The sequence below is a fragment of the Nitrospirota bacterium genome, assembly GCA_016214385.1.
Taxonomy (GTDB): domain Bacteria; phylum Nitrospirota; class Thermodesulfovibrionia; order UBA6902; family JACROP01; genus JACROP01.
Genome location: JACROP010000069.1, coordinates 13,332 through 28,708 on the forward strand (window position 1 = coordinate 13,332; position 15,377 = coordinate 28,708).

General features: G+C 41.2%; 17 protein-coding genes, 2 tRNA genes and 1 riboswitch. Of the genes, 14 read left to right on the forward strand and 5 right to left on the reverse strand.

Going from position 1 to position 15,377, the window contains the following annotated elements:
- Positions 1 to 49: 49 nt before the first annotated feature.
- On the reverse strand, positions 50 to 595 hold the full coding sequence (locus tag HZC12_04140; protein ID MBI5025918.1) for a winged helix-turn-helix transcriptional regulator: 546 nt from the start codon (positions 593 to 595) through the stop codon (positions 50 to 52).
- 142 nt (positions 596 to 737) lie between these two features.
- Positions 738 to 1,595 (reverse strand): phosphate/phosphite/phosphonate ABC transporter substrate-binding protein, encoded by an 858-nt coding sequence (locus tag HZC12_04145; GenBank protein ID MBI5025919.1) that lies wholly within the window; start codon positions 1,593 to 1,595, stop codon positions 738 to 740.
- A gap of 501 nt (positions 1,596 to 2,096) precedes the next feature.
- On the opposite strand from HZC12_04145, the gene amrS reads away from it, so the two are divergent.
- The 14 genes from amrS to HZC12_04215 all read left to right on the forward strand — a co-directional run bounded on the left by amrS (position 2,097) and on the right by HZC12_04215 (position 12,484).
- A complete protein-coding gene (gene amrS / locus HZC12_04150) occupies positions 2,097 to 3,107 on the forward strand; it encodes an AmmeMemoRadiSam system radical SAM enzyme (GenBank protein ID MBI5025920.1) in 1,011 nt (336 codons plus the stop codon).
- Between the two features lie 49 nt (positions 3,108 to 3,156).
- Positions 3,157 to 3,236: riboswitch (cyclic di-GMP riboswitch) on the forward strand.
- 133 nt (positions 3,237 to 3,369) lie between these two features.
- Complete coding sequence (locus HZC12_04155; protein MBI5025921.1) at positions 3,370 to 4,407, forward strand: phosphoribosylformylglycinamidine cyclo-ligase; 1,038 nt, start codon at positions 3,370 to 3,372, stop codon at positions 4,405 to 4,407.
- Positions 4,400 to 5,269 (forward strand): M23 family metallopeptidase, encoded by an 870-nt coding sequence (locus HZC12_04160; protein MBI5025922.1) that lies wholly within the window; start codon positions 4,400 to 4,402, stop codon positions 5,267 to 5,269. The genes HZC12_04155 and HZC12_04160 overlap by 8 nt, the downstream gene beginning before the upstream one ends.
- 1 nt (position 5,270) lies before the next feature.
- On the forward strand, positions 5,271 to 5,636 hold the full coding sequence (locus HZC12_04165) for a polymer-forming cytoskeletal protein (GenBank protein ID MBI5025923.1): 366 nt from the start codon (positions 5,271 to 5,273) through the stop codon (positions 5,634 to 5,636).
- Between the two features lies 1 nt (position 5,637).
- Positions 5,638 to 6,300 carry a phosphoribosylglycinamide formyltransferase gene (locus HZC12_04170; protein ID MBI5025924.1) on the forward strand — a complete coding sequence of 221 codons (663 nt, stop codon included), beginning with the start codon at positions 5,638 to 5,640 and terminating at the stop codon, positions 6,298 to 6,300.
- 204 nt (positions 6,301 to 6,504) lie between these two features.
- Positions 6,505 to 6,578: transfer RNA gene (locus tag HZC12_04175), tRNA-Gln, on the forward strand.
- A 69-nt stretch (positions 6,579 to 6,647) separates the two neighbouring features.
- Positions 6,648 to 6,723 (forward strand) — tRNA-Glu (locus HZC12_04180).
- A 106-nt stretch (positions 6,724 to 6,829) separates the two neighbouring features.
- Complete coding sequence (locus HZC12_04185; GenBank protein MBI5025925.1) at positions 6,830 to 7,801, forward strand: radical SAM protein; 972 nt, start codon at positions 6,830 to 6,832, stop codon at positions 7,799 to 7,801.
- A 44-nt stretch (positions 7,802 to 7,845) separates the two neighbouring features.
- Positions 7,846 to 8,373, forward strand: a complete 528-nt coding sequence (locus HZC12_04190; protein ID MBI5025926.1) for a zinc ribbon domain-containing protein — start codon at positions 7,846 to 7,848, stop codon at positions 8,371 to 8,373.
- 34 nt (positions 8,374 to 8,407) lie between these two features.
- Entirely contained in the window at positions 8,408 to 8,893 is a 486-nt protein-coding gene (locus tag HZC12_04195; GenBank protein ID MBI5025927.1) for a hypothetical protein, read from the forward strand.
- Between the two features lie 669 nt (positions 8,894 to 9,562).
- Positions 9,563 to 11,137, forward strand: coding sequence for a putative sulfate exporter family transporter (locus tag HZC12_04200; GenBank protein MBI5025928.1), 1,575 nt, complete (start codon positions 9,563 to 9,565; stop codon positions 11,135 to 11,137).
- A gap of 30 nt (positions 11,138 to 11,167) precedes the next feature.
- The gene (locus HZC12_04205) at positions 11,168 to 11,314 is read left to right on the forward strand and encodes a hypothetical protein (protein MBI5025929.1); all 147 of its coding nucleotides are present in this window, start codon (positions 11,168 to 11,170) and stop codon (positions 11,312 to 11,314) included.
- A gap of 107 nt (positions 11,315 to 11,421) precedes the next feature.
- Positions 11,422 to 11,874 (forward strand): universal stress protein, encoded by a 453-nt coding sequence (locus tag HZC12_04210; protein MBI5025930.1) that lies wholly within the window; start codon positions 11,422 to 11,424, stop codon positions 11,872 to 11,874.
- A gap of 1 nt (position 11,875) precedes the next feature.
- On the forward strand, positions 11,876 to 12,484 hold the full coding sequence (locus HZC12_04215) for an SRPBCC family protein (GenBank protein MBI5025931.1): 609 nt from the start codon (positions 11,876 to 11,878) through the stop codon (positions 12,482 to 12,484).
- A 57-nt stretch (positions 12,485 to 12,541) separates the two neighbouring features.
- Here HZC12_04215 and HZC12_04220 read toward each other — a convergent pair whose 3' ends face one another.
- The 3 genes from HZC12_04220 to HZC12_04230 form a co-directional block, all read right to left on the reverse strand.
- The gene (locus tag HZC12_04220; protein ID MBI5025932.1) at positions 12,542 to 12,679 is read right to left on the reverse strand and encodes a hypothetical protein; all 138 of its coding nucleotides are present in this window, start codon (positions 12,677 to 12,679) and stop codon (positions 12,542 to 12,544) included.
- A 200-nt stretch (positions 12,680 to 12,879) separates the two neighbouring features.
- Positions 12,880 to 14,694, reverse strand: a complete 1,815-nt coding sequence (locus HZC12_04225) for a KUP/HAK/KT family potassium transporter (protein MBI5025933.1) — start codon at positions 14,692 to 14,694, stop codon at positions 12,880 to 12,882.
- Between the two features lie 55 nt (positions 14,695 to 14,749).
- Positions 14,750 to 15,377 (reverse strand): MFS transporter (locus HZC12_04230; GenBank protein MBI5025934.1); only part of this gene is annotated, 628 nt, incomplete at its 5' end.

Sequence of the window (15,377 nt, forward strand, 5' to 3'; positions counted from 1 at the left end):
CCATTCTTTTCACCCCCTTTCTATACCCCCGCAATAAAACGAGGGTAAGCTATAACTTTCCTAAGAGGAGAATCTTTTTGCCAGTTAAGAGCTTTCTGAGACGCGGCTCTCCCCTCTTTTTTTTTATCCTGTAGTCTGATTCATTCATTAGAGTGTAACTAATCTCTCTGCCGAATCTCCTTTCTACCTCTGCTAAATTCTTGTCAAAGTCAGTAACATTACTGACTATAAATAAATCTATGGATGGTGCATCTTCGCCATCAGCATAAGGGCCGTAGATAAAAGCGGCTTTAATACCAGAGGTCCTCAAAACAGCCTTTAAGGCTCCTGGCAGGCCAAGGGATTTAGCTATTAAACCTTTTAGTTCAGGGAAAAGGGGAGAATCTCTGTAAACTTTAAAGTACCTGAGGTTGCCTTCTCTTTCACTCCTGACGAGCCCCATTGCTTCTAACTTTTCCAGCTCTCTTTGAACGCCAGAAGGATTTTTTCTCAAAAGCCTTGCTATTTCTCTTACGTAAAATTTCTCATCCGGGCTGTTAAATAGCAAAGATAAGATGGCTGCTCTTATTCCTGATGTAAGAAGTTTTTCTAACATAACCTCATCCTGAATTTAGTTATATACGATAATTTTTTGTTTGTCAAGAAAAAAATTAAAAAAAGGAACAAAAAGACTATTTTTGTAAACGATTTATTATTAGCCACGATTGTAGATGTTTTTAGAACAATTAGTTTGGAAGTTAGTATGGAAGTTTCATTCTGTGAGCAAATCGTCTCATCTCTTTATAGTCGCTATCCTTCGCACTCTGGATTCCATCGATTTTTATACCTTCGAGTATCTTTCTGCCCTCAGCGGTCTTATTCATCTCTATCAGGGTTTCTCTGATTTTGTTAACAATATTATGATCAACCCTCGGGTGGGCAATAAATGGATGCATTGGCAGGGGATCGGTCTCTGCCAGAATAATTAGTTTGTCCAGGATTTCGTTTTTCATAACACGGAGTGCCCTCCTGGTGGTTCCTCCTATGTCTGTGGTTCTGTTGAAGACCGATAAAATGACAGAGTCCATGGTTATCTGCCATTTCACAGTCATGTCCTTATCCACATCAATACCTTTTTGATAGAGGTAATCTTTAATAAGGGGAGTTGCTAATGCTGTCGGGTCGTAAAAAGCGATGCTTTTGCCCGTCAAGTCGTGTATATTTTTTATATGCCCATCTTTCCGGACAACAAGTATACCGGTAAATTCCTCAATTGGCCTGGCAAAGGCATAATATCCTGCTTTTTTATTGGCAATAATATAATGATAAGCGTTAACATAGGCAATATCGTATTCTCCACTGGCCTGCCTTTCCATAAATATCTTAAGATTACTGGCTGTTACAAAATCAATCTGTATACCGGCATGTCTGGATAAATACTCTGTAAGGGGAATAAAATGTCTGGCCAGCTTTACTGCAGACTGCTGTGGTGCAACACCGAATTTTAACTTTACAGGATACCCCCTCTCCTCTGCAATGGCATGCCTGGCTATGAAGACGATAATAAGTAATCCTATTAACGTGACTGCAATTTTGATGTTTTTAGATATACCCAAATATTTTTCTCTCAAACTTTCGGGTTTTTTGTCAGTGTCTTGTCCTCTCCCTATTATACCTGAAAATACAATTCATGGAACTGCTTAAATATCCACTTCCTGCCATTCCTGTTCCTGTCATTCATGAAAAAGTTGTGCAAGTGTTTTTTTATTTATAACCCGTTAAAGAATTTACGTTCTGTATTCCTCTGCCATCTGTCTTTTTAAGCTTGCTCCTTAAATTTTTTGTTTACAGCTCAGTTACGAGTCGCAACGACTTAAACCTGACTATTCAATATAACATCGGCTTGACTATTATCAAATTAAGGGTTCAATTTTCAAAATTGAACCCACAAGACAAGCCAGCATGACAGACAGGAATGACAACTTATAAAATTGCTGAATTTTTTATCGGACACTACGGTGTCACTATTCACTATTTCTCTGCGATTTTCTAAATGCAATATTTTAGGTTATATCAAAAATTTATGGTTTTTCACAGAATTTTGTTATAATTTTTTCATGAAGGAAGCGATGTTTTATAAAACACTTGAAAAAAATAAAGTAAATTGTTTTCTCTGCGGCCACAGATGTCTTATTTTTGATGGTAAGAGGGGCATCTGTGGTGTAAGGGAAAACAGGGGAGGGAAGCTTTTTAGCCTTGTTTATGGAAAGGTTATTTCAATGAATATTGACCCGATTGAGAAAAAACCCCTTTTTCACTTTTATCCCGGCTCCACATCTTTTTCCATTGCAACTGTTGGGTGTAACTTCAAATGCAAACACTGTCAGAACTACGAGATTTCCCAGTATCCAAAGGAGCACGGTGGTGAAATACCAGGAGAGGTTGTGACACCTGAGGAGATAGTTGATGCAGCCATAAGGACTGGTTGTAAAAGTATTTCCTACACATATACCGAACCAACAATATTTTTTGAATTCGCCTATGACTGTGCACGGCTTGCACATGAAAAGGGGATAAAAAATGTATTTGTCAGCAATGGCTATACATCGCCAGAGGCTACAAGAGCAATTGCCCCTTATCTTGATGGCAATAATATAGACCTTAAGGGTGATGATAAATTTTACAAAGAAATATGCGGTGCGAGGCTCCGTCCCGTACTTGAAACAATTAAATTAATGAAGGAGTTAGGGGTATGGATTGAAGTAACTACTTTAATTATTCCTACATACAATGACTCTGAAGATACCTTCAGGTGGATCGCAGAGTTTATAAAGTCCATAGATGTCTCAATTCCCTGGCATGTAACACAGTTTTATCCTGCATACAAGCTCCTCGACCAGCCAAGAACCCCTGTAAAAACCCTTAGAAGGGCAAGGGAAATAGGGCTTGAGGCAGGGCTTAAATACGTGTACGAAGGTAATGTCCCGGGTGAGGGAGGAGAGAATACTTACTGCCCGCAGTGTGGTGAGTTACTCATAGAACGCTTTGGTTTTTATATTAAAGAAAAAAGACTTAAAGACTCCTCCTGCCACAAATGTGGCATAAAAATTGATGGGCTTGGAATGTAATTTTTCTTGACAATCCATGCCTTAGATGATACGCTAAAATTGGTTTTGCCACCGATAAGGGCAAACTGCTGGTAACAGCAAGACGCAAAGCTACCTGTCCCGAAGCTTCGGGACAGAGGGGCTACCGAAGGGCATGGAGATAATAATACTATATAGGCTCATTTCCAGAAAATTGGGAATGGGCTTTTTTATTGTTTTTTTGAGGGCAGATAGGCAAAGAGGAAAAAGGTTGAAAATTCAACACGCATAGGATTATAGTTATATGCTTGTGGAAGAACTTACATACAAGAAGTCAGGGGTTGATATTGAGGCAGGCGAGAGATTTGTCTCCCTCATCTCTTCGATAGCAAGGTCTACCTTCAGGCCTGAGGTTATAACAGATATCGGCTCTTTTGGCGCACTATTCAAACTCGATATTAAAAAATATAAAGAGCCTGTGCTTGTAAGTGGTACAGATGGTGTTGGAACCAAACTGAAGATTGCCTTTATGATGGACAGGCATGATACTGTTGGGATAGACCTGGTAGCCATGTGTGTAAACGATATTCTTACAAGCGGGGCAGAGCCTTTATTTTTTCTGGACTATTTTGCTACAGGCAGGCTTTCACCTGAAAAAGCAGCCCTTGTTGTGAAAGGCATTGCTGATGGCTGCAAAGAGGCAGGATGCTCTCTTATTGGTGGTGAGACTGCTGAGATGCCAGGATTCTACGCTGACGGTGAATATGACCTTTCGGGTTTTGCAGTTGGCGTTGTAGAAAAAGATGCAATAGTTAACGGTTCAAAAATTAGTGCAGGAGATGCGATTGTTGGTATTGCATCAAGCGGCCTCCATAGCAATGGTTATTCCCTTGCGAGGAGGTTGTTTTTTGATATAGAGAGATATGAAATAGACAGGTTTATCCCTGAACTTGGATGTGCCCTCGGCGAAGAGTTATTAAAACCAACAAGGATTTATGTCAGATGCATTCTTGAGTTATTAAAAGATTTTAATATTAAGGGAATGGCCCATATAACAGGAGGGGGTATAACAGGAAATCTCCCTCGTGTTCTTCCTGAAGACCTCAGCGCAGTAATAAAAAAAGATAGCTGGCCTGTTCCTGTGATTTTTGAGCTTATCCGCAACCTTGGGAAGGTTTCTGATGAAGAGATGTATAGAACCTTCAATATGGGCATTGGGTTTATTATCGTCGTCAGTGCTGAGGAGTCCGAAAAGGTCCTTTATAGACTCAAAGATTTAGATGAAAAGGCATTTATGCTCGGTTTTATAAAAAAAGGGCATGGGAGGGTATCTTATGTTTAAAGACAAGATTAAAGCTTTTATTAAGAAGGCTTTTACTCCAATCACTATTGTTTTTATTCCTTATAGCAATGTCAAATCTCGCAGCATCCACATTCCATCTATAGGTATTCTGACTATTATTGCAATATGGGCTGCCTTTAGCTATATTGCCCTGTCATCTGCTGTTGGCAGGGTCGAATATCAGAGGATGAAATCAAAATTAAACTACTACGCAGAACAGTTTACAGAGCTGAACAATACAATAGGGACTCTCAAACAAGCAGAATCCGACCTCTTGACACTACTGTCCAAAGGGTCAAAAGAGGCAGTCCTTATGAGTGTGGATACATCAGACAGGGGTTCCCTGGAGGATATAGAGGCTATAAGGAAAGAGGCCATGGAAAGGGTAAAAAGCGTTGAGGAAATAAAGGAATATTTAAGGCTGCAAAGGGATATATTCATGGCAACGCCGAGGGGGTGGCCTGTAGATGGTCGTGTAACCTCTCATTACGGCCGCAGAGAGCACCCGACGGATGGATTTATTGATTTTCACGCTGCTGTGGATATAGCAAGTCCCCCTGGCTCTCAGATAAAGGCAACTGCTGATGGTATAGCGAGCTATTCAGGACGGAGTGGTGGAAATGGAAATGTAGTAGTTATTGAGCATGGCCATGGGTTTTCAACGCTTTATGCTCATAACAAAGAGAATTTAGTCAAAGTTGGTCAGCAGGTAAAACGTGGTGATGTTATCGCTAAGCTCGGCTCAACAGGCAACTCCACCGGTCCGCATGTCCATTATGAAGTGTGGAAAAACGGCAGACACGTCAACCCTATGCCTTACATATCTGCCAGAGACGAATCTTCAGAAAGAAAGGAGAAATAATATGTTCAAAAAAGCTGATAAAGTCGAGTCTTTTTTAGGGGCAAATACTACATTTTATGGTAATATAAAAACACAGGGAACCCTCAGGGTAGATGGAAACATAGAAGGAAATGTTGATGCTGACTGGGTTGTTTTAGGTGAACGTGGATTCTTAAAGGGAGATGTTCGAGCAAAAGGGATAATGGTTGGTGGAAAGGTTGAGGGAAGTCTGAAAGCAGATGAGGTAATTGAGATAAGGCCAAAAGGCGAGGTGTGCGGAGATATTACAAGCCCAAAGCTTATAGTTGTTGAAGGAGGCATATTAATCGGCAAATCTACCATTCCAAAAGAAGGCGCAAAGGTAATAACCATTAAACAATCGCAGTGAGATGCTAACCCTTGGCGTACTTGCATCTGGAAGGGGTTCAAATTTTCAATCTATCCTCGACAGCATATCTTCCGGATTTCTGAAGGCAAAAATCGCTGTCCTAATAAGTGATAACCCGAAAGCATACGCCCTTGAAAGGGCCAGAAAACATGGCATAGAGGCTCTTTATATAAACCCAAAGGATTTTAAAGATAAGGATTCCTATTACTTCCGCATCGCAGATGAGCTTAAAAACAGGTCGGTTGAATTAGTTATATTAGCCGGTTTTATGAGAATAGTCGGTAAACCTTTAATCGAGCAGTATAGAAATCGGGTCATGAACATCCATCCCGCGATTCTACCTTCTTTCCCGGGGCTGCATGGGCAGAAACAGGCATCTGATTATGGGGTTAAGATTTCAGGCTGCACGGTTCATTTTGTGGATGAGGGTATGGATACCGGGCCAATAATCATTCAGGCTGCTGTGCCTGTTTATGACGATGATACTGAAGAGAGCCTTTCTGAGAGGATTTTAAAGCAGGAGCACAGGATTTATCCAGCGGCCATCAAGCTATTTTCAGAAGGTAGGCTTGAAGTAAAGGGCAGAAAGGTTATCGTTAAGACCAGCCGCCACGATGCTGTGTTAATAAATCCCGAGCTAAACACAGAGCGTTCTGTCTCATAAATTAATCGACCCTAATCCAGATTTAGACTTTTTAAAACGCGGTAGGACAGGCGTCTCGCCTGTCCTGAAAGGTGAAAATAACTTGACAGCCTCTCCCCAGCCAAAATAATTTTAAATTTACAGTTTTCAATTTTCAATTCGTCTGGTCCCATCGACACCCTGCCTTGACATAAGACATAGTTAACGTTATTATTTTCAAGTTTTTGGGGAGTCGTCCAGCGGCAGGACGGCAGACTCTGGATCTGCTTACAGGGGTTCGAATCCTCTCTCCCCAGCCAAAATAATTTTAAATTGAAGATTGAAAATTTTAAATTTTAAATTTACAGTTTTCAATTTTCAATTCGTCTGGTCCCATCGTCTAGTGGCCCAGGACGTGGCCCTCTCAAGGCTAAAACACGGGTTCGACTCCCGTTGGGACCGCCAGGTCGCTGCCCCGACACTGGCGGGGCAACTGAGCGAAATCTGATATAATTTAACAGGGTGCCCCGATGCTTCGGGGGAGAATTTTGTGTTTTATAAGACAAAAAGAGTGCATAGAGAACCACTATCCGAGTTTAAGCCTGCTTATCTAAAGCTCTCAAGAGAAGTCCTCAGAGAGAAGATTCAAAAAGCCGAAGCCATTCTTAAAGACTGCACGCTGTGTCCGAGGAATTGTAAGGTTGACAGGACTTCAGGTGAGAGGGGTATCTGCAAGACAGGGGATAAGCCTTTTGTATCAAGCTGGAATCCCCATTTTGGAGAGGAAAGGCCACTTGTTGGCCGGCACGGCTCAGGGACAATCTTTTTTACCCAGTGCAATCTCAGATGCCTTTTCTGCCAGAACTGGACCATAAGCCATCTTGGCCAGGGTGATGAGATATCTTTTGAAAAACTTGCACAGATAATGATTTACCTGCAACAGGAGGGCTGTCATAATATAAACCTTGTTACTCCAACACATCAGGTGCCAATGATTTTAAGGGCCCTCGAAATCGCAATTCATACAGGCCTGGAGCTTCCAATTGTCTATAACAGCGGGGGATACGAGTCAGTAGAAACCCTGCAAATCCTTGATGGTATTGTTGATATTTACATGCCTGATTTCAAATATGCAGACCCTGCGGTTGCCATGAAATATTCAAAGGCCAGAGACTATCCTCAGGTTGCAAAGGCAGCAATAAAGGAAATGCACAGGCAGGTAGGCGACTTAATTATAAATGAAGAGGGAATTGCACTGCGAGGGCTCCTTGTAAGGCACCTTGTCCTTCCAGAAGGTCTGGCAGGCACAGAAGAGGTCGCAAGATTTTTAGTCGAGGAGATTTCCCCGAATACTTATACAAACATAATGGCCCAGTACTATCCGTGTTATAAGGCATTTGACAATCCACCCCTCGATAGAAGGATTACTGTTGAGGAGTACAGAAAAGCCATAGAAGCTGCTTTAAAAGCAGGGCTTAAAAGACTTGACAGCAGGATAACTCTTGATATTTTTAAACCTGTTCCTGACAGGTTCAGGAATTAGTTGATGACTATTGGCTATAGACTATTGGTTAACAAGGAGACTTAATGGCAGAAGTCAAAGTGGTGGTAAGAGAAAGAAGCGGGAAAATGATTAAGGGCACTACAGGAGATTTTGTCCCGAGCAGGGCTGTTTTTCATGTGTCTGTGGGAGGAGGAGCGAGCACGGAAGTAAAGGAGATAATAGTAGACAATCTAAAAGCAGTATTTTTCGTGAAAAGTCTTGAGGGTCGGCCTGATGCCCATTTATCGAGGCCTGGACTTCCGAAGAGGTTACCTCCTGTCCCCGGGAAAAAAATAAGAGTGATTTTTTTTGATGGCGAGGAAATAAGAGGATTTTCCAATAGCTTCCGCCTTAACAGGCCAGGATTTTTTTTAACACCTGCTGACCCCTTAAGTAACAATGAGCGCGTATTTGTTGTCTTTTCAGCCATAGCTGAATTAGAGGTGGATAACAAGATTATTGATCTTGAGGCAGCCAGACTCATGCTACAGAGAAAATGTAGCACATGTAACCGTGACATGAGTGCAGGGTGGCTTTTCTGCCCGTATGATGGTTCAAAACTCCGCCGATAACTCATAGAAGGTCTACGACCCGTAGGGAGGCCAGATGACAGAGAAATTTTCTTTAGCGGAGGTTATTGAGCAGGCTATTCAAACAGAGAAACTCGGTGCGGATTTTTATGCAAGGCTAAGTGAGAAGTTTGGAGATATTGAAGAAAATAGGTCTTATAAGACTTATAAGACCTATAGTTTAAAAATGAGGGAAAAACAGCATGCAAAAAGCTTTGCTGAACTCCTTGAAATAATAAGAGACGATACGCCGTCTGGCGATTGGTCTGAGATAGCCCCTTACATGAAAGCAATTGCTGAATCCCAGTTTTTCCTTGGAAGTGGTAATGCCCTGTCATCAATGCTGAATGTTAAATCTAAAAAAGAGGCAATTGAAAAGGCAATTGCCTTTGAAAAGGAAACACTGCTCTATTTTATAGGTATGAGAAGTGTTGTGAAGGAAAAGGATGTTATTGATGAAATAATAAATGAGGAAAAAAGCCACTTAGCGAGGTTAAAGGCATTTTCACCAAAAGACGTTTGATAACACGAGAGGAATTGTGGGACATTTTAATTCTGCTAAAAAGGATTTTAGTGAGAAAAGGTCTTGACAATCCTATTTGATTGAACTATATATATGTTTAAAACAAAAGAGCCTTAGCCAGAAAATTAATAAATTTTTGATGGTCTGATTAGCAATAATTATTTCATTTTTATATATTTTTGTCCTCCAGGAGGGGTGAAGATAATATAGAAATCTTTTAAAATCAAATACTTGGTATTATTTTTTTAGTTTTTACTTTATGAATTAAAGGATAAGGGTATTATAAATTGCTTTAATTAAAATGAAGAGGATGTTTGCTTTATTGCTGTGCTGAACTCAGCATAGCAATATGCAGGTTGAAAATTTTTAAATAACTTAAGTCTTGTAAAATAAGTTGACAATTCTATGTTAATTCCTATAATAGGTAAAATAAAGCTGGTGGGGGAGAAATCGATTCATGAAACAGGTAGTAATCTTAGCTTTAATTTTCTTTGCTCTGGCTATAATAATAAGCCTTATACTGACCTATACTGCGTAAGCTCTATTCTTAGAAAATTTGTTTCTCACAAATGAGGGGGGAGGTGAGAGCGGAGAAATTTTAAGAAAAAGGCACAAGGGGAATGAATATTATTTCATTCTAATCTTCTTTGAGAATCAAAAGGAGGAAAAATGGGTAATCAGCAAAGGTCACCTGCAGCATTAATTGTGGGTATTGTGTTGCTTCTTTACGCCCTAATCATTCAGTACACCACACTTTTAAGTGGAGTTATGGAATTTCTCGGACAGACCAAACATATTCCTGACCAGTATGTAGTAGCCCTCTGGGCTGGGATAGTGACTATGGTTTTAGGGTTGTGGAATTTAGCTATCCCTATTGGAGATTCCAAGTTCGATAAGATTGTCAGGGCACCAATAGCTGGTGTGGGCATTGTTATAATGGTAGCGCTCTTTGTCCGCTATTACGTAGAATCGCTCTTTAAGATCTGGGGCAAAGCTGCCGAGCCTGCCCTTACATTCGACTTTGCCGCGATGTTCGGATTGAATTACATCTTCCTCGGGATTATTGTTGGTATCCTATGGGTCAATATCATAGGCATACCAAACTGGATGAGGCCTGGCGTAAAGACAGCGAGACTTGTCCTTAAAATGGGTGTTATTACCTTGGGAGCCATGTATAGCATTACAGAGCTCAAATACATGGGCAGGCTTAGTGTTGTGATGATAGGGTTCTTTGTTATGGGCACAGTGATAATGGTTTTGTGGCTCGGTCAGATAATGGGTGCAAACAGGTCCCTTACAGGAGTTCTTTCATCAGGCCTTGGAGTCTGCGGTGTGTCTGCAGCAGTTGCAGCAGCACCTGTTGTTAAGGCAAGGGGTATTGACATGGCCTATACTATTGGAATGGTGCTCCTTATCGGTGTTATAGGTCTCTTTACATTTCCAACAATTGGCCGACTTGCAGGAATGAATGAGCTTCAGTTTGGCGCCTGGGCAGGCACAGGTATACTTAACTCAGCACAGGTTGCAGCAGCAGCCTTAATTTTTGACCCGAAGACCATTGAGACTCTGAAAGTAGCAGAGATTTTCAATATCACCCGCGTGCTCTTCCTGCCATTTATTGTTATCCTGCTTGCAGTCTGGTATGCAAAAGGTGAAGAAGAAGAGGAGCTAAAGACCAAGGTTAGCCTCGGTAAAGTGCTTATTGACAAGTTCCCCATCTTTGTCCTCGGGTTTATCCTCATGTTCGCCTTTAGTTCTACTGGAGTATTTACACCGTCTAATTATGAATTATATGGAAAACACTGGTATAACTTCAAACCCGATGCAAAAAAACAGCTTAAGCCAGAAGAATTGGCAAAAGTTCAGGCATTGATAGACTCAGGCAAAGTTACTATTCCTGAAGTAAAATCTGCGCTGGAAAAACTCGTAGCTGACAAACAGATTACCAACGCAGCCCAGACAGACCATATTGCAAAAGCCACAGAGGTTGCAGACAAGGACACAAAGAAAATCCTTAAAGGGGCAGACAAAAAGGTACAGAAGACACCACCAACCTTGACGACCATGAGGGAGTATATGATATGGTTTTTTGCCTATGGCCTGATTGGCTTAGGGATGCAGATAACATGGGAGACTATGAAACAGGCAGGTGGAAAGGCAGCAATCATCGGAGTTATTGCTGGTAGTGCAAAGGCAATCCTGTCCTTCTTTGTGTGCCTGTGGCTGATTAAGGGAGCTATCTAATCAGTGGTTGAGATATATTAAGGAGGTATTATGGCAGAACAAAGAGCAACTGCAGCAGAGATTAAAGAAATGGAAGAGAGGGCGCTCAGCGTATTCACATCAGAGCGCAGGGAAGACCTTACGGCCCTTATCATTGCCTTCGTACTCGCGTTCATCGTGATTATCTTCCTGAAGTAGGCAAGAGAAGGCCGTAAAAGATTGAATTTCAGAGGGGGAGTCTTAGTAAGAATAAGCTCCCCCTTTTTTTTTAAAAGCCCATAACTCGTAGAGAGGCAAGACAATCGGTGATTAAAAGAATTTTAGTTCCAACCCATGGCACTGAAGGAGCACGCAAGGCTGAAGAGTATGCACTTAATATGGCAAAAGCCTTAGGTGCATCTGTTTATGGCCTCTACATAATCCATAAGGGCTGGAGTTCAATAGCCGGGATTGACTGGCTTAATACCTCAGAGACCAGGATGCAATTTTATCGTCATGTAGAAGATGAGCTTGAAAGGCGTGCCAACGAGGTTTTAAATGCATTTACAAAAAGGGCGCATGATATGGGGATAACAATTGAGACAGAGAAGGTTGTGGGAGAACCTGTTAAAGTAATTTTAGAAGCTGCTGAGAGACTGGATGCTGACTTGATTGTAATGGGAGGGCCATCCAATAGACGGTCTGAAGAATATAAGGCAAAGATACCTTTTCAAAAACTTATAAAACATTCCAGCAGGGCCATCTTAATGGTTAAGTGAAATGAAAGAGTTTAGTGTTGAGGCCAGTATAGAAGTCAGCCTGGATAAATCTAAGGTATTCGCTATCCTTTCTGACATTGAGAAAATTTACAGGCTTTCTCCATACCGGGAAGTTAAGTCTATAGAGCCCCCTGTATCATATCCCCTACAGATAAACAGTCAATATTCAATTAAATTAGTCAGGTACGAGGACGAATCTGAATTGAATTGTATTATGAAGGTTAACGAGCTGAGGGAAAATGAGTTTTTAGCACTCAACATATCTGGCGATAAGACTGTTGAGCGAACCTATCATCTGGAGGATGTTTCAGGAAAAGTGCGTATTACACAAAGGGAATCTTTCATGTGTTCCGAGGAAGAGTCTGAAGCGCTTTCAAGAAAAAACCTCAGAGAGATTCAATTCTGGCTCAGGAGCATTGGCGAGTATCTGCGCCTTTATGAAAAACCTACTCTCTGGCGAAAGGGTTTTCTCTGTTTCATGGACCGTTTTTGGATTCCAATGAGCCCGTCACAACGCAAGATTTCTATTCTGGTCATCAAGATAACAATACTGGAATTGTTTATCTTTATTGGAATTATTCTGACACTCAAAATCGCTGGATTTTTCTAAAAAATCCTTAACTTACAAAATTTTTATTTTTTCACTTGACAAAATTGATTTAAAAATTTATTCTTTAAATAGTTTAGTTCCGATTCTCGGGATTAAAGCAGTACATATACAACAGGAGGAGTAACGAATGAAGCAGGTGGTTATCCTGGCTGCGGTCTTTTTTGCAATAGCCGCTGCTATAAGCTTTGTCCTCAACTACACCTCATAAACCTGTTCCTGATAGGTTCAGGGATTAGAAGTCAGAAGAAAAAAGGGGGGCAGAAAGCCTCTGCCCCCCTTTTTAAATTTTTAAAGAACTCAATTCTTCCTGTTTCTCCTGACTGCCAGTATCGGGCATGGGGTCTCAATAAAACACAATAAATCTCGGTCACATATAAAGCTTCTTCATTTCATGCCTACATCTCAACTCTGGTAATAACCCCATGAAGCTTTCGGGATGGAAGTTTATAGAAATGAACAAATGCAGGTGTTACTTTCTTTATTATTGAAAATATCTTCCATATCACGCTTCTTGTCGTTATATCTTCAATACCGTAAAATATTGTTTTTTCCTCAATCCCGGCCTCCCTCAAGATTTCCTCAACATTCACTACTTCCATGTATCCGTACTGTATCTCAAATAACCTGAGCCCCTTTGTAATGTCCTCTTTAAAGAAACCTATAACACCAAAAGGGTCATCACGTTTGATTATTGACACAAAGATGTTGTCCTCGTATATGATGCCATGGAAGAACATAGTCTGTGTAATGTAGAAGGGTATTTCCTTCACATCTTTTATGAGGAATAGCGCCGTGCCTTCAATCTTTTTGGCTGTGGCATATACCCTATTAAACTTATGAAGAAACTCATCCAGTGGCATAAACTGCATCATCCTGTAAAGCTTCTTCTGTCCACGTGTATAAAGCGTTACAGTTAAAAATGGAATTAAGGCAAGTATCAATGACCAGTAGCCACCATGAGGTATTTTGTAGAAGTTTGCACTGAGATATATAACATCAACAAATGTAACAAGGAAGGAAATAATTGCCAGCATCGGCTTTTTCTTCAAATAAAATATCCATGTCATCATTATGCCTGTGAGGGTCATGGTTCCTGTGACCGCCAGGCCATAGGCAGCAGCGAGCCTGTGTGATTCCTTAAACTCATACATGATAAATAAGACAGAGGCAAGCAGGAACCAGTTGACAAGACCTATGTATATCTGCGCCCTCAATTCAGCAGATGTATAGTCAACCTTAAACATCGGCATAACACGGGTTTGAATGCCCTGATAGACTATGGAAAACATCCCGCTGATCATTGCCTGAGATGCTATAACTGTAGCAGTAATGCTGAGCACAAGAAATGGTATATAAAGAAGGGGCACCTGATGGAAAACCATCTCAAAGAGAACATTTTTTGCATCGGGATGCAGGATGACATATGCGCCCTGACCGAGGTAATTCAACAAAAGGGCGGCAAACACAAAATACCATGCCCTGACAATGGGCTTTCTGCCTAAATGTCCCATATCAGCGTATAATGCCTCGCCACCTGTAGCACAGAGGATGACCTCTGAAAGCACAAAGAATCCCGCAATGCCGTTGTCTGAGAGAAATTTAAAGGCATAATATGGATTTACAGCCTTAATAACGGATGGCACTTGAAGTATTGAGGAAATTCCTGAAACTGACAGTGATAAAAACCACAAAACCATCAATGGCCCGAAAGCACCTGCAACCTTTTCAGTCCCCCTTCTCTGAAAAATAAATAAAACTATCGCAATTATACCTGCAATAAGAATAAGCATCTCCTGTCTCGTATGTTCAAAGCCCGGAATGAGGAGTGAACCCTCAACAGCACTGAGTATGCTTATGGCAGGGGTGATAATACCATCACCAACGAGAAGGGATATGCCAATGAATGATAGGAGTGTAACAAATGCCACCTTTCTGCCTGACCTAAGCAGGGGGACAAGTAATTCTTTAAGAACGATAGTGCCGCCTTCGCCCTTCTTTCCAAGGCTCATGGCAAGCCACGCATACTCTATTGTTACGAGTATAACCAATGTCCAGACAATAAGAGAGAGGACACCCATTACATTTGCCTCGGTGGGTTTTGTGAGAAGAAAGATGACAGTGAGGGTATATATTGGGCTTGTCCCGATGTCTCCGAAGACGAGACCGAGGGATTTTATTATCCCTTTTATGGGCGGTTCTTTATCAAGCATATTTTAACTTTTTAAAGCCTTGCTATTGTAATTTGATTGGAGATTATTTGGCAAGCTAAAATCGCAGAGTTGCCTTCAGTCTTTTTCCACTTTTTCTGAATACAATTATAAACACAATAAAAAAGGCAGCAGATAGACATGCTGTTATGGCACCGAAATAAAATGTCGCAGACGGAGAAATATTATCCCAGAGCCATCCCCCTATGAGACTTGCCGGAAACATGGCGATACCTACAACAGTATTATAGACCCCAAAGGCTGTTGCCTTAAAGTCTGACGGGATTATGGTAGTAAGGAATGCCTTTTGTATTCCCTCTGTCAGTCCCATGAAGAGTCCATAAAAAGCAAATAATATCCAGACAGTCTTTGTATCCGATGCAACAGCAAAGCCATAATAGAGTATTGCAAATAAAACAAATCCAGAAAGTATAACCCTCTTTTTTCCGAACTTATCTGCCGCTATGCCAGCAGGAATGGCTGATACCGAATAGATGAGGTTAAACAGGAGATAAACAACAGGTATCATAACCGTTGGAATACCGATCTGCTGGGCCCTCAGTATCAGAAACACATTGCTGGAGTTACCCACTGCAAAAAGACCCGCGATAAAGACAAAAGACTTAAACCTCCAGTCAAAATGTTTGAGTGCAAGTTTTGGCCTTTCTGAGGGTTTTACGGAGGCT

Bases quoted from the DNA above. Each gene is read 5' to 3' on its own strand.
- HZC12_04170 (MBI5025924.1), top strand. From the start codon at position 5,638: ATGCTAACCCTTGGCGTACTTGCATCTGGAAGGGGTTCAAATTTTCAA.
- HZC12_04225 (MBI5025933.1), bottom strand. From the start codon at position 14,694: ATGCTTGATAAAGAACCGCCCATAAAAGGGATAATAAAATCCCTCGGT.
- HZC12_04160 (MBI5025922.1), top strand. From the start codon at position 4,400: ATGTTTAAAGACAAGATTAAAGCTTTTATTAAGAAGGCTTTTACTCCA.
- HZC12_04205 (MBI5025929.1), top strand. From the start codon at position 11,168: ATGGCAGAACAAAGAGCAACTGCAGCAGAGATTAAAGAAATGGAAGAG.
- HZC12_04200 (MBI5025928.1), top strand. From the start codon at position 9,563: ATGGGTAATCAGCAAAGGTCACCTGCAGCATTAATTGTGGGTATTGTG.
- HZC12_04165 (MBI5025923.1), top strand. From the start codon at position 5,271: ATGTTCAAAAAAGCTGATAAAGTCGAGTCTTTTTTAGGGGCAAATACT.
- HZC12_04140 (MBI5025918.1), bottom strand. From the start codon at position 595: ATGTTAGAAAAACTTCTTACATCAGGAATAAGAGCAGCCATCTTATCT.
- HZC12_04190 (MBI5025926.1), top strand. From the start codon at position 7,846: ATGGCAGAAGTCAAAGTGGTGGTAAGAGAAAGAAGCGGGAAAATGATT.
- HZC12_04155 (MBI5025921.1), top strand. From the start codon at position 3,370: ATGCTTGTGGAAGAACTTACATACAAGAAGTCAGGGGTTGATATTGAG.
- amrS (MBI5025920.1), top strand. From the start codon at position 2,097: ATGAAGGAAGCGATGTTTTATAAAACACTTGAAAAAAATAAAGTAAAT.
- HZC12_04215 (MBI5025931.1), top strand. From the start codon at position 11,876: ATGAAAGAGTTTAGTGTTGAGGCCAGTATAGAAGTCAGCCTGGATAAA.
- HZC12_04195 (MBI5025927.1), top strand. From the start codon at position 8,408: ATGACAGAGAAATTTTCTTTAGCGGAGGTTATTGAGCAGGCTATTCAA.